Source organism: Mesorhizobium sp. M0037, from assembly GCF_040323635.1.
GTDB lineage: Bacteria > Pseudomonadota > Alphaproteobacteria > Rhizobiales > Rhizobiaceae > Mesorhizobium.
The window spans coordinates 27251-46405 of the sequence record NZ_JAMYVB010000003.1 but is presented as its reverse complement, the minus strand read 5'-3'; the positions used below and the strand labels follow the sequence as shown (position 1 = coordinate 46405).

The window sequence follows — 19155 nt, the reverse complement described above, 5'->3', positions numbered from 1 at the left end:
TCGCTGATATAAAGAGGTCATTGCGCATGGACGCATGATCCGGTCATTGGACGAGAGGGCAGATCGATGGGCTTTTTGATAAGAATGGCGTTCTGGTTTTCGCTGGTGTTGCTGGCGCTGCCGCTGACCGTCGGCCCCGACGAGGATGGCCGCGAGAGCGTCGGGCCGTTCCAGGCGCTTTTTGCGGCGCGCGAAGCGGTCGGCGACATCGCCGGCATTTGCGAGCGCAAGCCGGACGTCTGCGAAACCGGCAAGTCGGCGATGCATACGATCAGCGCCCGGGCCAAGGAAACCGCCAAGATCGCCGCCGCCATGCTGGACGACAAGAGCGCCGAGACCTCGCCCGATACATCGCTGGCCACCGGCAGCGTCGCCGAGGACATCGTGCTGCCGGCGACAGTCAACATACCTGCCAAGCTGGTGGCGAAGAACTAAACACCGTTTCAGCTGGTATCTACAGCGACACCGCAGGCCGGTCGGACCTCTCGATGCCTGCGGTGCTTTTCTTCTTTTTCCGTGACGCCGCAGCCGCGGATGACTATATCCCGAGCAATGGCCACGACGATCCAGACGATCCGCGACGACTTCTCCCTGCTCGACGAGTGGGAAGACCGCTATCGCTATGTGATCGAGCTCGGCGAAGCGCTGCCGCCATTTCCCGACGCCGAACGCAACGCCGCCAACAAGGTGCCGGGCTGCGTCAGCCAGGTCTGGCTGACCACGAGCCGAGCGCCGGGCGCCGATCCGGTCATCACCTTCACAGGCGATTCAGACGCTCATATCGTACGCGGTCTGGTCGCCATCATGCTGGCGCTGTTTTCGGGACGGACTGCCAGCCAGATCCTTAAAACGGACGCCGAGGCGACGCTGAGGTCGCTTGGCCTCGACGAACATCTGTCGCCACAGCGGGCCAATGGCCTGCGCTCAATGGTCAAGCGCATCAAGCGCGACGCCGAGATGGCTCTCAAGCAGACTGCTTGATTGCTCTATCTTCTCTTCTTTCGACGCAATTCCCAAGAGAAAGCGCTGGGCAGTTTTCCTGGAATTGTTCTAGAAACAAAACGGCGCCGTAAGGGGCGCCGTTGATCTTGTCCATTGGAGCCGGTGTTACCGCCCCTTGCGCTTGCGGCCGAGGCCCATCTTCTTGGCCAGCTGCGAACGGGCAGCGGCATAGTTGGGGGCAACCATCGGATAGCTGGCGTCGAGATTCCACTTCTCGCGGTATTCATCGGGCGTCAGACCGTAATGGGTCATCAGGTGGCGCTTCAGCGACTTGAACTTCTTGCCATCTTCAAGGCAGACGATGTAATCGTCATGAACAGAGCGCTTCGGGTTTACCGCAGGCTTCTGCTTGTCGGCCGGAGGCTGTTCGCTTGCTCCGCCCACGCGCCCGAGAGCGGCATGGACATCAGCGATAAGGTTCGGCAATTCGCCGACCGGCACGGGATTGTTGCTGACATAGGCTGCCACCACATCGGCGGTCAGCTCGATCAGCGCATCGCTATTTCTGGAAGGTGTTTCGACGATATCCATGGTTTAGGCCCCAACGAAGGATGTTTCTGTTTGCGCCCTTTTTGGAAGATCGGGCATGGCGCGAATTTCACGCGGGAAGAGCTTCATGGATTCGCGTCCGGGCATCTTAATGAGCCCACAGACAAAGTAAGTCAATTCGCATCTTGCGCTATATTCAACGATATTCATCGAATAGTCGCTCTTCAGCTTCAATCTTTCGTGCACTCTGTAACTTCGCGATATTTTCTGGTCGGACCAGGACTAGCATGACGTAAGGTCACGCCATCGCTAAATCAGCAGGGACTCATAAAATGGGCAGCGATGCTTCGTCTATGCTTCAAGGTTTGGGCAGCTGATTGTCGGATTCGTACCAAACCGCAAGTTGCAAAGCGTTGGCGAAACACGCCGAAGAAGATATTCGGTCTGACCGGATTCAATACGGCGTGAGATATTTTCCATAGACCCAGCCACTAACAAAACCACCATTTTGCGCCGGGTCGTGCCAAACTTGACACCATTGATAGCGAATTGCCTGTTTCTGTTTCCAGTGCGGCTGGCCGGCGATCTCCAGAAGATTCAAGCCGCCGGTGCACTTGCCGGTCATCTGCAGGATCGTCCCGTTGGGATAGGCGGCCTGCTTCTGCGAGGTGCCGGACGGATATTTGCGAACGTTGAGCGTGTCGCCGAACGGCACGCCAGCCACTTGCCAAGCGGCGAACGCGGTTGCATGAGACTGGCCGGTGAAAGCCAGAACGGTCGAAGCGACGACGGCGAGAGCCGCAGCGGTGTTGATATGGAAATTCATCATCCTCTCCTTTTGGCTCATCTCCCGAGCCCGCCGCAACCAATACATCCCGGCCCTTGAACCCGCGCTGATCGGCGTGTTCATTTGCCATTCAAGTAATTTCTTCAGTGAGACGCAATGACCAAGACCTCAGCTTTTCCGACCGCCAGCCCGCCGAGCCCCGAGAAACACCCCGTCTTCGACACGCATCACGGCATTACCCGCACAGATGACTATGCCTGGCTGAGGGCCGAGAACTGGCAGGCGATGTTCAGGGACCCTTCCCTGCTTGAGGGCCGCATCCGCGCCCATCTCGAAGCCGAAAACGCCTATCAAGCAGTGCTTATGGCCGATACGCTAGAGCTTCGGAAGCAGCTGTTCGGCGAGATGAAGGGGCGCATCAAGGAAGATGATTCGACGGTGCCGATGAAGGATGGCCCCTATGCTTACGGCTCATCCTTCAAGTTTGGCGGCGAACAGCCCCGCTATTTCCGCATGCCGCGCGATGGCGGCGATGAGCAGATCCTGCTCGATGGCGACGCGGAAGCCGAGGGCAAGCCCTATTTCCGCCTCGGCGGCGTCGACCATGCGGCCGATCACCGCAAGCTGTTGTGGGCGTTCGACGACAAGGGCTCTGAATTCTTCACACTTCGCGTGCGCGATCTCACCAGCGGCAAGGAACTGAGCGACCAGATCGAGGCCACCAGTGGTGGCGGCGTCTGGAATGCCGCCGATGACGGTTTCTTCTACACAAGGCTCGACGACAATCATCGTCCGTCCAAGGTGCTGTTCCACGCGCTCGGCGGCAGCCCCCTTAATGACCGGCTGATCTATGAGGAAACCGATCCCGGCTTCTTCATGGATGTCGGCGGCACGCGCTCCAACGAATGGATCATGATCGGGATCAACGATCACGAAACCTCGGAATATCACCTGATGCGCGCCGATGAGCCTTTCGCCGAGCCAAAGCTGGTGGCAAAGCGCGAGACCGGCCTGCAATATGATCTGGAAGAAGGCGGCGACATCTTCTTCATCCTCACCAATGCCGACGGCGCCAAGGACTTCAAGATCATGACGGCGCCGGCTGATGACCCGGTTCGCGCCAACTGGGACGAGCTGGTGGCGCACGAGCAAGGCCGGCTGATCCTGTCGGTGGTCGGCTTCAGGGATCATATGGTCAGGCTCGAACGCAAGGAAGGGCTGCCGCGCATCGTCGTGCGCGATCGCCGCAGCGGCGAGGAGCATCTGATCTCGTTCGACGAAGAGGCGTTCTCGCTCGGCCTGTCGGGGTCCTATGAATACGACACCGAGATCATGCGCTTCACCTATTCGTCGATGACGACCCCGGCGCAGGTCTTCGACTACAATATGCGCAGCCGCGAGCGTGTGCTGCTGAAGACCCAGGAAGTGCCGTCCGGTCACAGTCCGGATCATTATGTCACGCGCCGGCTGATGGCGCCGGCCGCCGATGGCGAACTGGTGCCGGTCTCGCTGCTGCATCACCGCGACACGCCGCTCGATGGCTCCGCACCGTGCCTGCTTTACGGCTACGGCTCTTACGGCATTGCCATCCCGTCGGCGTTCAACACCAACTGGTTCTCGCTGGTCGACCGTGGCTTTGTCTTTGCCATCGCCCATGTCCGCGGCGGCAAGGACAAGGGCTATGGCTGGTATGACGACGGCAAGCGGGCGCACAAGATGAACACGTTCACCGATTTCATCGCCGTCGCGCAGCATCTCGTCGCCGAGCGTTACACCCAACACGACCGCATCGTCGCGCAAGGCGGCTCGGCCGGCGGCATGCTGATGGGTGCGATCGCCAACATGGCGCCGCAAAATTTCGGCGCCATCGTTGCCGAGGTCCCCTTTGTCGACGTGCTGACCACGATGCTCGACGCAAGCTTGCCGCTGACGCCGCCGGAGTGGCCGGAATGGGGCAACCCGATCGCGTCGGCGGAAGATTACCAAACGATCGCCGCCTACTCACCCTATGACAATGTCGCCGATCACGACTACCCGCCGATACTGGCGCTGGCCGGCCTCACCGATCCGCGCGTCACCTATTGGGAGCCGGCCAAATGGGTGGCGCGGCTGCGCGAGCGCAAGAGCGGCGACAATCCGGTGCTGTTCAAGATCAACATGGATTCCGGCCATGCCGGCGCCTCCGGCCGCTTTTCAAGGCTGGAGGAGATCGCCTATACCTACTCCTTCGCGCTCAAGGTTACGGCCAAGCCCGAACCCGAGGTTACGGGCAAGGCTGAGAATGCAACGGAGGCGTCGCAATGATCGATCTATCCACCTTGACGGCTTACATAGCGGTTGTGCTTGGCTTTGTGTTTATTCCAGGCCCAGCCACGCTTTTGACGGTCGCGCGAGCGACGAGTTCCGGAACCAGGGTTGGCGTCGCGACGGGCGCGGGCGTCGCGGCTGGCGATGTGTTCCATACCATCATGGCGATGGTCGGCATTTCGGCGATCATCGCCACTTCGGCAACGCTGTTCAGCGTCGTAAAATACATCGGCGCGGCGTATCTCGTTTACCTCGGCATCCGCGCAATCATCGAGAGAATACCGGCCGACCCTACTGCCGGCGCACTCGCGATCTCCGCCAGCAAGGCGTTTCGTCAAGCTGTCCTGACCGAAGTGCTTAATCCAAAGACGGCGCTTTTCTTCCTCGCCTTCCTGCCCCAGTTCGTGCGGCCTGAAAACGGATCGGTGATGCTCCAGATGATGACGCTGGGCATAATCTTTGTTCTGCTCGGCCTTTTCAGCACAGTCGTCTTTGCCGTGAGTGCGGGCCGGCTCGGCACGTTCCTGCGCCGCAATCCGTCGGTGGTGAAATGGCAAGGCAAGGTGGTTGGCGGCATCTACTGCGCGTTAGGCGTTCGTCTGGCCTTGCAGCAGCGCTGATGTCGAAGCGAAAAGCGCGCCCGTCGAGGCGCGCCGGTCGTCACTTTTTGAATTCCGGGCTGCTCATTTTCACTCGCATTTGCAATGGCTGCGCGCTACCCATGCGCGCCACCTTCCAGACCATGACATACGCAAAGGGGCCACTATGTTGCTCGTCGACACCTATCTCGAGAAATCACCGATCCAGGGCATCGGGGTTTTCGCCAGGAACCACATTGCCAAGGGCACGCTGGTCTGGAAGCTCGACCCCAGATTCGACCGGATCATCGACGTCGAGACCTATGAAGGCGAGAGCGGCCCGGTGAAGAACTATCTCGACCGTTATTCCTATCCAGACCGCCGGGATCCGAACTACATCGTCTTCGAAGCCGACGACGCCCGCTACATGAACCATGACGACGAACCGAATTGCGATGTCTCCTCGCCCGAGGAAACCTATGCCTTGCGCGACATCGCACCCGGCGAGGAACTGACCTGCAATTACAGCCATTTCTTCGAGACGGGCTTCGACTTCCTCGGCGATCGCCACCTGTAGATCGCCACCTGTAGCCGGGATCACTTGGCCGGCTTGCTGCGCACCGGGTAGCCGTTGGGATGCGGCGGCACCGCCTTGAGATAGGCGGCTATTGCCGCGCGATCTCCCGGCGGCAGTTCGGCCATGTTGCGCTGCACGTCGACCATGGCGCCGCCTACCGAGTCGAAATCGGGGGTAAAACCGGTTTCGAGATAGTTGGCGATGTCGGCTTCCGACCAGTCACCGAGCCCGCCCTCGCCCGATGTGATGTTCGGCACGACGCCGCTGCCTTCGGCTGCCGACGCGCCAGCCAGCCACTGGCTCTTCCTAGTGGCGCCGGTGAAGTCGCGCGGCGTGTGGCATTCGCCGCAATGGCCAGGCCCCTCGACCAGATAGCGGCCGGCGAGTACCGGATCAGGCGTGCCATCGGCAAAGGCAATCACCGGCTCCTTGCTGAGATAGAGCCGCTTCCACAGGCCGAGGCCGCGGCGCATGTTGAAGGGGAAACTCAGGGAATTGTCCGGCGCCTTGCCGGCGACCGCCGGCAGCGTCTTCAGGAACGCATAGAGATCGGCAATATCAGCCGGCTTCATGCGGGCGTAGGATGCGTAGGGGAAGGCCGGATAGAAATGCTCGCCCGACGGCGACACGCCCTTCAGCATGGCGTTGGCAAGGTCCTCGACCGTCCAGGCGCCGATGCCGTCCTTGGGATCCTGCGAGATGTTGGGCGGCACGAAGGTGCCGAACGGCGTCTTGAGCTCGAGGCCGCCGACCAGTTGCAAACGGGCGTCACCCTGCGAGCCTGGCTTGGCGTGACAGGAGGTGCAGCCGCCGGCATTGAAAATGCGCTTGCCCCTGGCGGCGTCGCCGGGGCCGAGCTGCGCCAGGGTGTCAGTGTCGAGCTTGACCGGCGCCGACAACAGCCAGCCGGCGCCGGCACCGACGACACCCAGGACAAGGGCGGCGCCGACAAATTTTTTCCACAAGGGCATTGACCGGGATCAGCTCTTCTTCACCCGATAGGTCTTGTGGCAGGTGCCGCAATCACTGCCGAGCGTATCGATCTGCGCCTTCAGCGCATCGACATCGGCGGGTGCGGCGGCGACTGCGGCCTTGACGTCGGCGAGGTACTTGTCTTCGGTCGATTTGAAGCCCGCCATGTCTTTCCAGATTTTGGGCGAGGCGGTGGTATCACCGCTGTCGCTGCCGGCCGGGAACAGCGTGTCGACATCGAACTTTTCCGCGTTGACCTGCAGCGCCTGCAGCGCCGTCAGCACGGCGGCGGCATCGAAGTCTGCCTCGCCCTTTGCGATTTTTGACAGGCCGCCGACGATCTTGCCTCGTTCCTTCATCAGTCCCTGTCGGTCGAGGATCGGGTCGGCAAAAGCCGCCGAGGCGGCGAGGCTGAGCATAGAGATGGCGATAACAAGCTTTCTCATTCAATTGGCTCCAGGATGATGAGGGGTCGCGACCTAACGTTAACGGAGGGCGGGCCGGGATTATTCCCTGTCCGCCGGCCGGATTCTGCCGAATTTTGTGTGCCTGCTGCTTCAGCTGAGAAAGAAAAGCCCCGGAGTACCGGGGCTTCTCTGGGTCGATCAGGCTTTCGCCTCTTCGTACATTTCAAGGACATGGTCCCAGTTGATGAGGCTGTCGACGAAGGCCTCGAGATATTTCGGCCGCGCGTTGCGGTAGTCGATGTAATAGGAATGTTCCCAGACATCGACGCCGAGGATCGGCGATGCGCCATGGACGAGCGGGTTCTCGCCGTTCGGCGTCTTGGATATTGCCAGCTTGCCGTCCTTCACCGAGACCCAGGCCCAGCCCGAGCCGAACTGCGTGGTGCCAGCGGCGATGAAGTCGGCCTTGAACTTGTCGTACCCGCCGAGATCCGCGTCGAAAGCCTTCTGCAGGGCGCCCGGAAGCTTGTTGCCGCCGCCGCCCTTCTTCATCCACTTCCAGAAATGGATGTGGTTGTAGTGCTGGGCTGCGTTGTTGAAGAGGCCGGCATTCTTGCCGAACGACTGTTTGACCACCTCTTCGACCGACAGATCGCCAAGGCCCGCTTCGGCGGCCAGCTTGTTGCCGTTGTCGACATAAGCCTTGTGGTGCTTGTCGTGGTGATACTCCAGCGTCTCCTTCGACATGTAAGGCTGCAAGGCCTCGTAGTCGTAGGGCAAGGCGGGCAATTCAAAAGCCATCGGTCATACTCCTCATGGAAAAATCCGGTGCGGATACCGGATTAAGATAGGGCTGCATTGATCTGGAACAACTCCGGAATGAAGCGCCAATTGCCTTTTAGCGGCTCAACCGGCGGAAGTCGAATGCGCCCATTCCCAATAAAGGTCGCGCGCTTTCTTGGCCACCGGCCCGGGCTGCAGATCGCGGTCCTCGATGCGGGTGATCGGCACGACCTTGGAATGATTTCCGGTCGAAAATATCTCGTCGGCTTCGAGAAAGTCGCGCACCGACAGCATCTTCTCCGTGGTCTTGAAGCCGTAATCGCCAAGCAGCGTCATGGTGCGCGAGCGGGTGATGCCGGACAGGAAGGTGCCGTTGGGCGCCGGCGTCAACACGTGGCTGTCCTTGACCAGGAAGATGTTCGAGGTTCCGGTCTCGGCGACATTGCCCAGCATGTCCAGCACCAGCGCATTGTCGAAGCCGCGTCCCTTGGCTTCGAGAATGGCGCGGCCATTGTTGGGATAGAGGCAGCCGGCCTTGGCATTGGTCGGCATGGTCTCGATGGTCGGCCGCCGGAACGGCGACACGGTGATCGAAAAGCCGGTCGGCGAGATCATCGGCGATTCGTAAAGGCAGAGGCAGAAACGGGTCGAGGCCGGATCGGCCGGCACGCCCATATAGCCGCCATGCTCGGCCCAGTACATCGGCCTGATGTAGACCGCTGTCTTGCCGTCGAACTTCTTCAGCCCGTCCCAGGTCAGGCCGACGATCTGGTCGACGTTCATCGACGGCGCGAGGCCGAGCGCGGTCGCCGATGCGTTCACCCTAGCGGCATGCAGCTCGAGATCGGGGGCGACGCCTTCGAACCAGCGGGCGCCGTCGAAGACGCTGGTGCCGAGCCACATGGCGTGGCTGCGCGGACCAAGGATGGCGACGTTGCCTTCGTACCAGTCGCCGTCGACGAAGGTCCATGTCGCCGATAGCGCCGCAGTCGCCAGTGTCATTGTTCGGTTCCGCTTCAAAGCTGTTTGTTGCCAGGCATTGGAAGATGCTTTGACCGGCGCCGTCAACCGGCATGGAGCGGATTTGTTGAGGCCAGAGCGCCCCAAGAAAGCGATCAAGACTGTAATCGATGCTTGCACCTTGCGCCGCCTGCCCTCAAAACTGTCGCCATGCATTACGCGGCTTACGTTTTCGACGCCTATGGCACGTTGTTCGACGTGCACGCAGCCGTGCGCCGTCATGACGGCGAGATCGGCCCCGACGGCCCGCTGCTTTCGGAAATCTGGCGCGCCAAGCAGCTGGAATATTCCTGGGTGCGCACGCTGATGGGCGGCTATGCCGATTTCTGGCAGCTCACCGAACAGGCGCTCGATTTCGCCCTGCTCAAGGTTCCCTCCGCCGACAAGGGACTGAAGGCCAAGCTGCTCGAAGCCTATTGGCGGCTCGACTGCTATCCGGAAGTGCCGGCCGTGCTCAAGGCGCTGAAAGCATCCGGCGCCAAGCTCGCAATCCTGTCCAACGGCTCGCCCGAGATGCTGGAAGCGGCGGTCAAGTCGGCCGCCCTCGACCAGGTGCTGGACGATATCTTTTCGGTTGACGCCGTCAGGCGCTTCAAGACCGACCCGTCGACCTACGACATGGTGGCGACGGGCTGGCGACTCTATCCGGGCGCCGTCTCGTTCCAGTCGTCCAACCGCTGGGACATCGCCGGCGCCACCAAATTCGGCTTTCGCACCGTGTGGATCAACCGCGCCAACCAGCCCGAGGAATACCGGGATTTCCCGCCAGCGCTGATCCTGCCGTCGCTTGACGGCCTGCTGACCGGCGGCTGATCACTCTGTTGCCTTCGAGCAACAGTGGCAGAGCGGTCACAGCTTCGCCTTTGTTTGTCCACCCTCAGGCCAGAATCGGAACCGCCTATCGCGTCAGGCATTGGGAGAGGCCGACCACTGCGCCGCTTGAGGGCATTCACGCTTTCTTGCGATTCGAGACTTAAAAAAGGCAACCATGTTGAAGACCGAAATCGACCCCTATCGCCTGAGCCGTCGCGGCTTTCTGAATGCCGCAGCCCTTGGTGCCGCCTCGATTGCGGTCTCCGCCTGCACCACCACCGGACCGGCACCGGCGCCGGTCGAACCGCCACCGCCGACCTATGACGAGCCGCCGCTCGGCGACTATGCGACGATGTACGGCCCGATTTCCGACAGCGGGTTCGAGCTCCCGGCCATCCCGATCAAGAAGATGGACCCGCAGTTCCTACGCCAGATTGTTCCCGATCCGACCGGCCAGCGGCCAGGCACCATCATCGTCGATACGACCAACCATTTCCTCTATCTGGTGCGCGAAGGCGGCCAAGCGATCCGTTACGGCGTCGGCCTCGGTCGCGCCGGCTTCGAATGGTCGGGAGACGCCGTCGTCCAGTGGAAGCAGAAATGGCCGAAATGGACGCCGCCCGATGAGATGGTCGCCCGCCAGCCTGAACTGGAAGAATACAGCGCCAAGAACGGCGGCATGCCCGGCGGCCTCAAGAACCCGCTCGGCGCCCGCGCGCTCTACCTGTTCCACGACAACGTCGACACGCTCTACCGCCTGCATGGCTCGCCGGAATGGAACTCGATCGGCAAATCCGTCTCGTCAGGCTGCGTGCGCCTGATAAATCAGGACATCATCGACCTCTACGACCGCGTGCCGTCGAAGAGCCCGGTCATCGTGACGTCCGACATCGGCCAGCCGATGGCGGCGAGCGCAAACCGCAGAGCCATCCCGATCGATGGTGGGGTGCCGGATGGCTCGGTCCTGCTCGGCCCGGTGACCTGATCGACTTCATCGATGTCATGAAGCGGCAGGTTCGCCGCTCCATGCGGCAAACCCCCGTCAGGATCCCGATAGCTTCACGCGAATGCCTGGGGTTCGCATCCAAGATATGCAATGCCGGCAACAGGAGGCCAAAAAAGACGTCCAGACGAACCATGGAGCCGCTGCAATCGGGGCGGCCATGCCCTGTCAATCTCGACGCTGCTGTGTTTCGTTACCGATTGATGTATATTAGACGGGAGTATGATTGCAGAGACATACATTTCATTAGATCATTGATGGCGGGGGAACGCCGATGGTGGGATTTGATTTCGATAGTCCGCCTGCCGACGGCGCCGAGGCCAACCTGTCGGCCGAATGCGAGCGCCAATTGCTGCCGCTCGTCCGCGGAATTGTCGAGGCGGCGGTTGCCGCCGGGTGGAGCCAGGAAGACGTTCTTCTGGCCATGGTCGAGCTGTCCTGGGATCTGTACGAGAAACGCCGAGGCGATCTTTAGCAGGCCTGCGTGAGCCGGATAATTCCGTAGCGCCGGCCAAGCCAGGTCATGTTTTTCTCGCGCGAACTTTTTTCTTCACTTACAATGTTTTTTCTATCCGCGGGATGCGCTACGCTGCCTTTGGGCAGGACTATGGCGGATACAACTTACCGTCCGGATTTCCGGGTCGGCTGTTTGCACGGCACGGAATTTCGATGGGCTGGCAAAGCGGCTGAGGCAAGGCTGAATGAAAAATGCGGGCGAGGTTCAGGAACGCAGCGCAGGCGCCGATCGGGTCGATCGGCACGCCCTCGACACAATCCCCGAAAATGCCAATCCCAGAAGAGCAACCATGCGGGGGAGCGGGATATGCTCTGTCCGCAGCCCTGGATCGCTCCTGGAGGGAAGCCATCGCCGAAGTCGCCTACCTCGCGGGATTTTCGGATCAAGGCCATTTGGCCACCGCCATGAAGAAGCACAAGGGAAAGAAGCCATGGTTCGGGCGATAACTGCTGCTGGATCGTCCGTGGCAATGACAGATAGTCGACCAGCTCTGTCAATGGCCGCGCGATCTATATTCGGAATACAACGCTGGATTGCGACGGCACACTATGCACAATAACTAGGCAAAATGGTAAGATAAGATCGGAAAATAGTCAGGTAGCCTTGGCTAAAAATTCAAACCTGTAAATTTATAGTCAAAATCCTGGTAAAATTTTCATTTGAGCTCAAATTCTTCTTTGCAATATAGAGCAGCATCTGTAGGATTCGAAGGAACGCCCAGGAGCAAACGTGAATTCTGGGCGCCTCGATACAGCACAGGATTGGATTGATCGGCGCAGCAGTGGCAGAGACGAAGATGCAACATAGAGGCAACGTCCAGGAAAGCGCCGGGACTGAGCGGCGGCGCGCGGATCGTCGCATCTTCGACGGAATTCCGGAAAGCGCGGGGCGCTACCTGGTCACGTTTCGAGGCGGCGCGGCTCATGTCGTTCATGGGCCGGGATCACACACATTCAAAGCGGCGGAACATTTCGCTTCGGTTCTGCTTACACCCTCACCAGGGATTGCGGCATCGCTGGGCAGCGACAAAGTCCACGAATACGACGGCGACGTCGGCATGATCATGATCGTCCCAGCCGACCTCGGCGGCAAGGTGACCCGGTCATCCACCACGGAAAGCGTAATCGTGGCGCTCACCCCCGAGAGTCTCTTCGAGCTGGCAACGCGTGAATTCGACACCGGCCATGCCGAGCTTCAGCCGCCGCCGTACGGGACCGTCGACTTCCAAGCGCTGCAACTCGCGCAGTTGCTGAAGGCGGAACTGACGGATCGGGAAACTCCAAACGAGTTCTATATCGATTCGTTGGTCACCATGTTCGGCGTCCATTTGCTTCGGAACTACGCAGGAGCGCGAAAGTTGCCACAAGCCCCAAAGGGCGGTCTGTCGAACCGCAGCGCCCGGCGGGTGCGCGAATTCCTGGAGGTAAATTTTTCCAGCAAAATCGCGGTGGCCGAGCTGGCCGCACTCTGTGGCCTTTCGCCGAGCCATTTCATCCTGGCATTCACCAAGACCTTTGGCGAGCCGCCGCACAAATACCTGCTGCGGCTGCGTCTCGATTTCGCCGAAAAACTTCTCATCGAGAGCGACCTGTCCATTGCGGAAGTCGCTCATCTCAGTGGATTCTCGGACCAGAGCCACCTGACGGTTACCATGTCCAGATACCGGAACAGAACCCCCAGGCAGGTGAAGCTGCAACGTTAACGACTGTTGCGGCGCGCATGATTGTCCGCGGCGATACCTCGATTGATCTTCAGTATAGTCGAAGGTTGTGTGGCAGAGCAGTCACAGTTGTCGCGCAGGGACCAAATACCGGATTTTCCTACAAAGATTCCGGATTATTCCAAAATACCTGCACCGCGAATGTGCTCATGGTCGCGATTGAAGTCATTTGGGGCGGGGGAGCAACCAGATGATACAGCATGTCGGATTGTCCCATGGACATTCAATTCGCGGAAATCGAGGTCTTCGCGCCTAAGGCCGAAGCGGCCTGGGCTGCACTGCAACGCCAATACGCCAGCCGGATCAGCGCTGCGGAACTCGACCATCTCCTGGCCTGTTTCGTGCTTGGACTGACCTCTCCGGCTTGTGGTGAAGGCGATCCGGGATTTCATTACGATCTCTGCCGCGCGCTGGTGGCGGTAAGCCTGCCGCCGGAACGGACGGAGGCTGCACTGCATACGGTTCCAGAGCCGACGCAGCCATGGGTCGCGAGCGCCTATCAGCTGATTGAAAAACAAGGCGCGAAGGTCGGTCTCTCGTTGCGGGAGAAGACGCGCAATTTCGAAGATTTTTTGGCCACCGAGGCGAATGGTGCGGCACATCAGAGCGCCTCGGCAATTGCAAGGAAAAACTAGCATGACCAAACGCGTCGAGGGGCGGAGAAGGATCGAACTTTCTTCAAGCTTTGTCGGAAACTGGATCGCGGGCGCGGCCGACAGCCGCTCGGTGCGGCGCCGCCTGATGGCGGTGCTGCGCATGGCTCACCGGGTTCTTGGATTCGGTCGCAAGAATATGGGTCTGGGAACATTGAGAAGCGGCACCAGCGTGCGTTCGGCTCTGGCCTGTGGCGTGAGCCCGGCCAGCGTGCTCGGCGGCCTGGCCGCGATCGCCGCGCTCGGCCTCGCCACACCGGCCCAGGCACAATATCAGGCTGGCGGCGGTTCGGCGACCGGCGGCAACGCCGTCGCCATCGGTAACGGCGCCGCGACGAATGGCAATAACAGCGTGGCTTTGGGCAGTTCCAACAGTGCAACGGGCGACGGCACGATCGCCATCGGCTATGCGATGGGTGTCAATGGCCTCAATTCCATAGGCATAGGTGTCTTCGCAGGCGCAACCGGCGTCAATGCCCTCGCCGTGGGCGGGAACGCCAAGGCCAACGGGGACGCAGCAAGCGCTATTGGCGTCAATTCGGTTGCAACCACAAGCGCGGCCGCTTTTGGCAATAATGCGCGTGCCGACGGAGTCAACTCGACCGCGATCGGCCCTGTTACCCGGGCGACCGGATTGCGCGCCACCGCGCTCGGGTTCGGGGCAACGGCATCCGGCGTGGATTCGATTGCCCAAGGTAACAGCGCCGTCGCAAGCAACCAGAATGCCGTCGCCATTGGATTCCAGGCGACCGCGACCAGCATCAACTCCATCAACATTGGCGGGCGCACCCTCGCGGGATCAGGCGCGCTCTCGCAGGGCGCCATCGCCCTTGGTACGGATGTCACGGCAAATCAGCAAAACACCGTTGCCATAGGCGTCCTGACCAAAGCGACCGGAACGAGCGCAACGGCGATGGGCAACACCGCCAGTGCCTGGGGCAACCAGTCCATCGCATTCGGCGTCGGCGCACTGGCGGGTGTTCAGGCCAACACCGCACTGCCCAACAGCATCGCGATCGGCACGAATTCGGTCTCTTCCGGCGCTTCTGCCGTCGCGCTCGGCACCGCCGCGAAAGCATCTTCCGCCGATGCCGTTGCGATGGGAAGCAACGCCAGTGCGTCGACCCAATACGGCGTCGCAATCGGCCTGAATGCGGCAGCCTCCGGTACAGGCGGAGCGATGGCACTTGGCCAAGGTACGATCTCGAGCGGTGTCAATTCCGTTGCCCTCGGCGTCCAGGCCAGTGCCACCGGGGCAGGCGCCAATGCCTTGGGCACCTTGTCCGTTGCTTCGGGAGGCAATTCCACAGCCCTCGGCACCAGTTCCACGGCCAGCAACAACTATGCGACAGCCGCAGGCTGGGGATCTGTCGCCAGCGGCGCCGATTCCGCTGCCGTAGGACGTGAGGCCGTCGCGTCGGCGCTTGACGCAACGGCGATGGGGTACATATCCAAGGCCTCGGGCCAATACAGCACCGCAGTCGGCGCCAACGCAAACGCCACCGCCACGTCCAGCACGGCGATCGGCCAGAACGCGTTTGCAACCGGCGTTCAAGCATCCGCTTTCGGCGTAGGAGCGAATGCCGGCGCCCAGAATGCGGTTGCGCTGGGCGCCCTCTCCACCGCCAGCGCCACGAGCGCCATCGCCGTGGGCAACAACGCCAAGGCGGATTCGGCCGAAGCGGTCGCCATGGGCACCAATGCGGTGGCAACCGGCGGCAAGGCCGTCTCCATCGGTTCGGGCAACACGGCTTACGGCAACGGCGCGGTCTCCATCGGCGATCCGAGCTATGCCAGCGGCACCGGCGCCTTCACCGGCGGCGCCAACAACATCGCCAACAGCGACGGCACGGCAACCGCCACAGCCGCAAACCAGGCCGCAGGCGCGGTTGCCATCGGCAACAACAACAAGGCCGTCGGGCAAGGCTCCGTGGCGCTGGGCAATGGCTCGACGGCGGGTGCAGCCGGCCTTGCCGGCAATGTCGCGCTGGGCAACGGCGCGACGGCGACGGCAAGCTCCGGCGACGTAGCGCTCGGTTCGGGCTCGGTGACCGCGACGGCGGTCGGCACCAGCGGCGCGACGATCGGCGGCACGGCCTACAGCTTCGCCGGCACGACGCCGACGAGCACTGTCAGCGTCGGCGCGCTCGGCGCGGAGCGGACCATCACCAATGTCGCGGCGGGCCGGCTCAGCAATTCGTCGACCGACGCCATCAATGGCTCGCAGCTCTTCGCCACCAACCAGCAGGTGACGCAGAACACGACGGCCATCGCCGCCAACACCGCCGACATCACCAATCTCGGCAACACGATCAACAGCATCAGCACCGGTGGCGGCATCAAGTATTTCCACGCCAATTCGACGGCGGCGGACTCGTCCGCAACGGGCACGGACTCCGTTGCTATCGGACCAGTCGCGACCGCGACGGGGACAAACGCCATCGCGGCCGGCACCAATTCGAGCGCCTCCGACGCCAACGCCTCGGCCTTCGGCAGCGGCGCCGTCGCATCGGCGCTTGACGCAACGGCGATGGGATACATCTCCAAGGCCTCGGGCCAATACAGCACCGCCGTCGGTGCCAACGCCAATGCCACAGCCACGTCCAGCACCGCGATCGGCCAGAACGCGTTTGCAACCGCCTTTCAAGCGACCGCTCTCGGCGTAGGAGCGAATGCCGGCGCCCAGAATGCAATCGCGCTGGGCGCCCTCGCCAACGCCAGCAACGCCGGCGACGTGGCGCTCGGCTCGGGCTCGGTAACCGCCGCGGCGGTCGGCACCGCCGGCACGACGATCGGCGGCGTCGCCTACAACTTCGCCGGCACGACGCCGGCAAGCACCGTCAGCGTCGGCGCGGTCGGCGCGGAACGCACCATCACCAATGTCGCGGCGGGCCGGCTCAGCAATTCGTCGACCGACGCGATCAACGGCTCGCAGCTCTTCGCCACCAACCAGCAGGTGACGCAGAATACGACCGACATCGCCGCCAACACCGCCGACATCACCAATCTCGGCAACACGATCAACAGCATCAGCACGGGCGGCGGCATCAAGTATTTCCACGCCAATTCGACGCTGGCGGATTCGCAGGCGCTGGGGACGGATTCCGTTGCCATCGGCCCGAATGCTGTGGCCAACAATGCCGGCGACGTGGCGATCGGCGCGAATGCGGTGTCGACCGCGACCACGGCGGTCGGCGGCACCACGATCGGCGGCGTTGCCTACACCTTCGCCGGCGCGACGCCCGCGGGTGCATTCTCGGTCGGCTCGGTGGGCGCCGAACGCCAGATCCAGAACGTCGCGGCCGGGCAGTTGAGCAACTCCTCGACCGATGCGGTCAACGGCTCGCAGCTGTTTGCGACCAACCAGCAGGTGACGCAGAACACCACCGATATCGCTGCCAATACTGCTGACATCACCAATCTCGGCAATTCGATCAGCAATATTACCGGCGACACCTCGCTGGCCTACACCGACGCCAATGGCGACGGCATCCGCTATGTGCGCACCAACGACAGGACGCTTGCCGTCGCGGACTCCTTCGCGCAAGGGATCGGCTCTTCCGCCCTGGGCTACCAGGCGACCGCGAGCGCCGACAATGCGCTGGCGCTCGGCCGCGACACCCAGGCCAGCGTCATCGGCGGCGTGGCGCTCGGCGCCGGCTCGGTTTCGGATCGGGCGGTCGCACCCGTATCGGGATCGATCCTCTCGGGCACCGGCCTCATTCCCTACAACACCGCGGACATGAGCCTGCTCGGCGCCGTCTCGGTCGGCACCTCCACCTCCTATCGCCAGATCATCAACGTGGCCGACGGCACGCAGGACCAGGACGCGGTCACGCTTCGCCAGTTGAAGGGCGCGCTGAGCTCGTTCGCGGTGACGGGGAGCCTGTACTTCCACGCCAATTCGACGGCCGCGGATTCGCTTGCGGTCGGCGTCGATTCGGTTGCGGTCGGTCCGCGCACCACCGTCAATGGCGACAATGGCATCGGCATCGGCAATGGCGCCATCGTGCAGCAGACGGCGCCGGGAGGCATCGCGATCGGCCAGAATTCGACGGTCAACCAGGCCGACAGCATCGCCCTCGGCACCAACGCGACCACCAACGGAGCGCAGGCGGTGGCGCTCGGCGCCGGCGCAAAGGCCAACGAGCCGGGCAGCGTCGCGCTCGGCGCGGGCTCGACGACGGCGGCGGCGGTCGCCACCACCGGCACCACGATCAACGGCGTTGCCTATACCTTCGCCGGAACAGCTCCGACCAGCACGGTCAGCGTCGGCACCGTCGGCAACGAGCGCACCGTCACCAATGTCGCGGCGGGCCGGATCAGCGGCACCTCCACCGACGCCATCAACGGCAGCCAGCTCTTCGCCACCAACCAGGCGGTCGAAGCCATGCAGGGTAGCGTCGGCGACCTGAATCAGTTCGCCGTCCAGTACGACAAGGACGGGAACGGCAACAAGTCCAACTCGATTACCCTTGCCGGCGGCGACCCGAACACGCCGGTGGTCATCCACAATGTCGGGCCGGGCGTTGCCAACACCGATGCGGTCAATGTTCAGCAGTTCAACAGCGGGTTAGCACTCAACCTAGACAATTCGAAGAACTACACCAACCAGGTGGCGGCCACCACGCTGCAGCAAGCCAATGCGTATGCGGACTCCAAACTCAGCCAGCTCAACATGGACATGGGAGAGGTCAGGGGCGAGGCGCGCCAGGCTGCGGCAATCGGCTTGGCGGCCGGCTCGCTGCGCTACGACGATCGTCCCGGCAAGCTGAGCGTGGCCGCCGGCGGAGGCTATTGGCGCGGTGAAGGCGCCCTGGCCTTCGGCGCCGGCTACACCAGCGAGGAAGGACGTGTTCGAGCGAACCTGTCCGGTACGACGGCAGGCGGACACTGGGGTGTCGGCGCGGGCGTCAGCCTTACGCTGAACTAGAGCCCGGCCATGATCAGGCAGGCAGTCCTTGCTGTCGCGATATCCATGACGTCAATGCTCCTGTCCGGCCCGTTAGCGGCCGGGCAGGAAGCAATCCCTTCCGGCTACAGGGTAAAACCTTCCGACGTAGCGATCCCTGCGGATGCGAAGCTTGGCGAATATCAACGGACCACCCGTCCGTTCGAGAACTGGACGCTGATCTGCGACGAGAACCTGAAGGCGCGCCAAAAGGTCTGCAATGTCACCCAGATCATCGAGGACCAGGCAGGACAGGTTGCGTTCAGCTGGTCGCTTGCCGCCACCAAGGAAGGCAACCCCTACATGATCTTGCGCGCCCCGCCGATCGCCAAGAGCGACGCTCCTGTCTCGCTGACATTCGAGGGGCGCAAGGAGCCGATAAAAATTCAACTCGACGGATGCAATCAGGCCGTCTGCGTCGGCATGCTGCCGGTTGGTCCGATCATGCGCGAACAGATTTCGAAGGCCGCGGCATCCGTCATCTCCTTCCCGACCACGGATGGCAGGACGATCAACGTAACCGCGACCCTCAAGGGCTTGGCCGCGGCCGTTGCGGCGATCAATTGACGAGGCAAT

18 protein-coding genes are annotated in these 19155 nt (G+C 62.0%); 12 read left to right on the top strand and 6 right to left on the bottom strand.

Annotated features, from left to right (window positions below):
* Positions 1 to 66: 66 nt before the first annotated feature.
* Positions 67 to 435 carry a DUF5330 domain-containing protein gene (locus NKJ78_RS07125; RefSeq protein ID WP_023732038.1) on the top strand — a complete coding sequence of 123 codons (369 nt, stop codon included), beginning with the start codon at positions 67 to 69 and terminating at the stop codon, positions 433 to 435.
* A gap of 117 nt (positions 436 to 552) precedes the next feature.
* A complete protein-coding gene (locus NKJ78_RS07120) occupies positions 553 to 981 on the top strand; it encodes a SufE family protein (RefSeq protein ID WP_023738544.1) in 429 nt (142 codons plus the stop codon).
* Between the two features lie 126 nt (positions 982 to 1107).
* Here the strand turns inward: NKJ78_RS07120 and NKJ78_RS07115 are convergent, their stop codons facing one another.
* A complete protein-coding gene (locus tag NKJ78_RS07115; protein WP_023673680.1) occupies positions 1108 to 1533 on the bottom strand; it encodes a Ros/MucR family transcriptional regulator in 426 nt (141 codons plus the stop codon).
* 412 nt (positions 1534 to 1945) lie between these two features.
* Complete coding sequence (locus NKJ78_RS07110; RefSeq protein WP_023702200.1) at positions 1946 to 2320, bottom strand: SH3 domain-containing protein; 375 nt, start codon at positions 2318 to 2320, stop codon at positions 1946 to 1948.
* A gap of 114 nt (positions 2321 to 2434) precedes the next feature.
* Between NKJ78_RS07110 and NKJ78_RS07105 the strand changes: the two genes are divergently transcribed.
* From NKJ78_RS07105 to NKJ78_RS07095, 3 genes are all read left to right on the top strand, one after another.
* A complete protein-coding gene (locus NKJ78_RS07105) occupies positions 2435 to 4582 on the top strand; it encodes a S9 family peptidase (protein WP_023738543.1) in 2148 nt (715 codons plus the stop codon).
* Positions 4579 to 5205: a LysE family translocator gene (locus tag NKJ78_RS07100; RefSeq protein ID WP_023738542.1), complete on the top strand. Its 627-nt coding sequence runs from the start codon at positions 4579 to 4581 to the stop codon at positions 5203 to 5205. The genes NKJ78_RS07105 and NKJ78_RS07100 overlap by 4 nt, the downstream gene beginning before the upstream one ends.
* Before the next feature lie 145 nt (positions 5206 to 5350).
* Positions 5351 to 5740, top strand: coding sequence for an SET domain-containing protein (locus NKJ78_RS07095; RefSeq protein ID WP_023673684.1), 390 nt, complete (start codon positions 5351 to 5353; stop codon positions 5738 to 5740).
* Between the two features lie 20 nt (positions 5741 to 5760).
* Here the strand turns inward: NKJ78_RS07095 and NKJ78_RS07090 are convergent, their stop codons facing one another.
* The 4 genes from NKJ78_RS07090 to NKJ78_RS07075 form a co-directional block, all read right to left on the bottom strand.
* The gene (locus NKJ78_RS07090) at positions 5761 to 6711 is read right to left on the bottom strand and encodes a cytochrome c (RefSeq protein WP_023738541.1); all 951 of its coding nucleotides are present in this window, start codon (positions 6709 to 6711) and stop codon (positions 5761 to 5763) included.
* 9 nt (positions 6712 to 6720) lie between these two features.
* Complete coding sequence (locus tag NKJ78_RS07085) at positions 6721 to 7158, bottom strand: c-type cytochrome (RefSeq protein ID WP_023684552.1); 438 nt, start codon at positions 7156 to 7158, stop codon at positions 6721 to 6723.
* Positions 7159 to 7317: 159 nt separating this feature from the next.
* Positions 7318 to 7920 (bottom strand): superoxide dismutase, encoded by a 603-nt coding sequence (locus NKJ78_RS07080; RefSeq protein WP_023673687.1) that lies wholly within the window; start codon positions 7918 to 7920, stop codon positions 7318 to 7320.
* 105 nt (positions 7921 to 8025) lie between these two features.
* Entirely contained in the window at positions 8026 to 8904 is an 879-nt protein-coding gene (locus NKJ78_RS07075) for a branched-chain amino acid aminotransferase (RefSeq protein WP_023731015.1), read from the bottom strand.
* A 168-nt stretch (positions 8905 to 9072) separates the two neighbouring features.
* On the opposite strand from NKJ78_RS07075, the gene NKJ78_RS07070 reads away from it, so the two are divergent.
* The 7 genes from NKJ78_RS07070 to NKJ78_RS07040 all read left to right on the top strand — a co-directional run bounded on the left by NKJ78_RS07070 (position 9073) and on the right by NKJ78_RS07040 (position 19146).
* Positions 9073 to 9735, top strand: coding sequence for a haloacid dehalogenase type II (locus NKJ78_RS07070; RefSeq protein ID WP_023702205.1), 663 nt, complete (start codon positions 9073 to 9075; stop codon positions 9733 to 9735).
* 175 nt (positions 9736 to 9910) lie between these two features.
* Complete coding sequence (locus tag NKJ78_RS07065; RefSeq protein WP_023692792.1) at positions 9911 to 10720, top strand: L,D-transpeptidase; 810 nt, start codon at positions 9911 to 9913, stop codon at positions 10718 to 10720.
* 292 nt (positions 10721 to 11012) lie between these two features.
* Positions 11013 to 11213 carry a hypothetical protein gene (locus NKJ78_RS07060; protein WP_023684556.1) on the top strand — a complete coding sequence of 67 codons (201 nt, stop codon included), beginning with the start codon at positions 11013 to 11015 and terminating at the stop codon, positions 11211 to 11213.
* 808 nt (positions 11214 to 12021) lie between these two features.
* On the top strand, positions 12022 to 12957 hold the full coding sequence (locus NKJ78_RS07055) for a helix-turn-helix domain-containing protein (protein ID WP_306413643.1): 936 nt from the start codon (positions 12022 to 12024) through the stop codon (positions 12955 to 12957).
* A gap of 233 nt (positions 12958 to 13190) precedes the next feature.
* Positions 13191 to 13610, top strand: coding sequence for a hypothetical protein (locus NKJ78_RS07050; protein ID WP_023738538.1), 420 nt, complete (start codon positions 13191 to 13193; stop codon positions 13608 to 13610).
* A 1-nt stretch (position 13611) separates the two neighbouring features.
* Positions 13612 to 18561: a YadA-like family protein gene (locus NKJ78_RS07045; protein WP_352459672.1), complete on the top strand. Its 4950-nt coding sequence runs from the start codon at positions 13612 to 13614 to the stop codon at positions 18559 to 18561.
* A gap of 9 nt (positions 18562 to 18570) precedes the next feature.
* Positions 18571 to 19146 carry an invasion associated locus B family protein gene (locus NKJ78_RS07040; RefSeq protein WP_023670757.1) on the top strand — a complete coding sequence of 192 codons (576 nt, stop codon included), beginning with the start codon at positions 18571 to 18573 and terminating at the stop codon, positions 19144 to 19146.
* Positions 19147 to 19155: the final 9 nt, after the last annotated feature.

Coding starts and splice junctions, on each gene's coding strand:
- NKJ78_RS07125 (WP_023732038.1), top strand. CDS start 67: ATGGGCTTTTTGATAAGAATGGCGTTCTGGTTTTCGCTGGTGTTGCTG.
- NKJ78_RS07120 (WP_023738544.1), top strand. CDS start 553: ATGGCCACGACGATCCAGACGATCCGCGACGACTTCTCCCTGCTCGAC.
- NKJ78_RS07115 (WP_023673680.1), bottom strand. CDS start 1,533: ATGGATATCGTCGAAACACCTTCCAGAAATAGCGATGCGCTGATCGAG.
- NKJ78_RS07110 (WP_023702200.1), bottom strand. CDS start 2,320: ATGATGAATTTCCATATCAACACCGCTGCGGCTCTCGCCGTCGTCGCT.
- NKJ78_RS07105 (WP_023738543.1), top strand. CDS start 2,435: ATGACCAAGACCTCAGCTTTTCCGACCGCCAGCCCGCCGAGCCCCGAG.
- NKJ78_RS07100 (WP_023738542.1), top strand. CDS start 4,579: ATGATCGATCTATCCACCTTGACGGCTTACATAGCGGTTGTGCTTGGC.
- NKJ78_RS07095 (WP_023673684.1), top strand. CDS start 5,351: ATGTTGCTCGTCGACACCTATCTCGAGAAATCACCGATCCAGGGCATC.
- NKJ78_RS07090 (WP_023738541.1), bottom strand. CDS start 6,711: ATGCCCTTGTGGAAAAAATTTGTCGGCGCCGCCCTTGTCCTGGGTGTC.
- NKJ78_RS07085 (WP_023684552.1), bottom strand. CDS start 7,158: ATGAGAAAGCTTGTTATCGCCATCTCTATGCTCAGCCTCGCCGCCTCG.
- NKJ78_RS07080 (WP_023673687.1), bottom strand. CDS start 7,920: ATGGCTTTTGAATTGCCCGCCTTGCCCTACGACTACGAGGCCTTGCAG.
- NKJ78_RS07075 (WP_023731015.1), bottom strand. CDS start 8,904: ATGACACTGGCGACTGCGGCGCTATCGGCGACATGGACCTTCGTCGAC.
- NKJ78_RS07070 (WP_023702205.1), top strand. CDS start 9,073: ATGCATTACGCGGCTTACGTTTTCGACGCCTATGGCACGTTGTTCGAC.
- NKJ78_RS07065 (WP_023692792.1), top strand. CDS start 9,911: ATGTTGAAGACCGAAATCGACCCCTATCGCCTGAGCCGTCGCGGCTTT.
- NKJ78_RS07060 (WP_023684556.1), top strand. CDS start 11,013: ATGGTGGGATTTGATTTCGATAGTCCGCCTGCCGACGGCGCCGAGGCC.
- NKJ78_RS07050 (WP_023738538.1), top strand. CDS start 13,191: ATGGACATTCAATTCGCGGAAATCGAGGTCTTCGCGCCTAAGGCCGAA.
- NKJ78_RS07045 (WP_352459672.1), top strand. CDS start 13,612: ATGACCAAACGCGTCGAGGGGCGGAGAAGGATCGAACTTTCTTCAAGC.
- NKJ78_RS07040 (WP_023670757.1), top strand. CDS start 18,571: ATGATCAGGCAGGCAGTCCTTGCTGTCGCGATATCCATGACGTCAATG.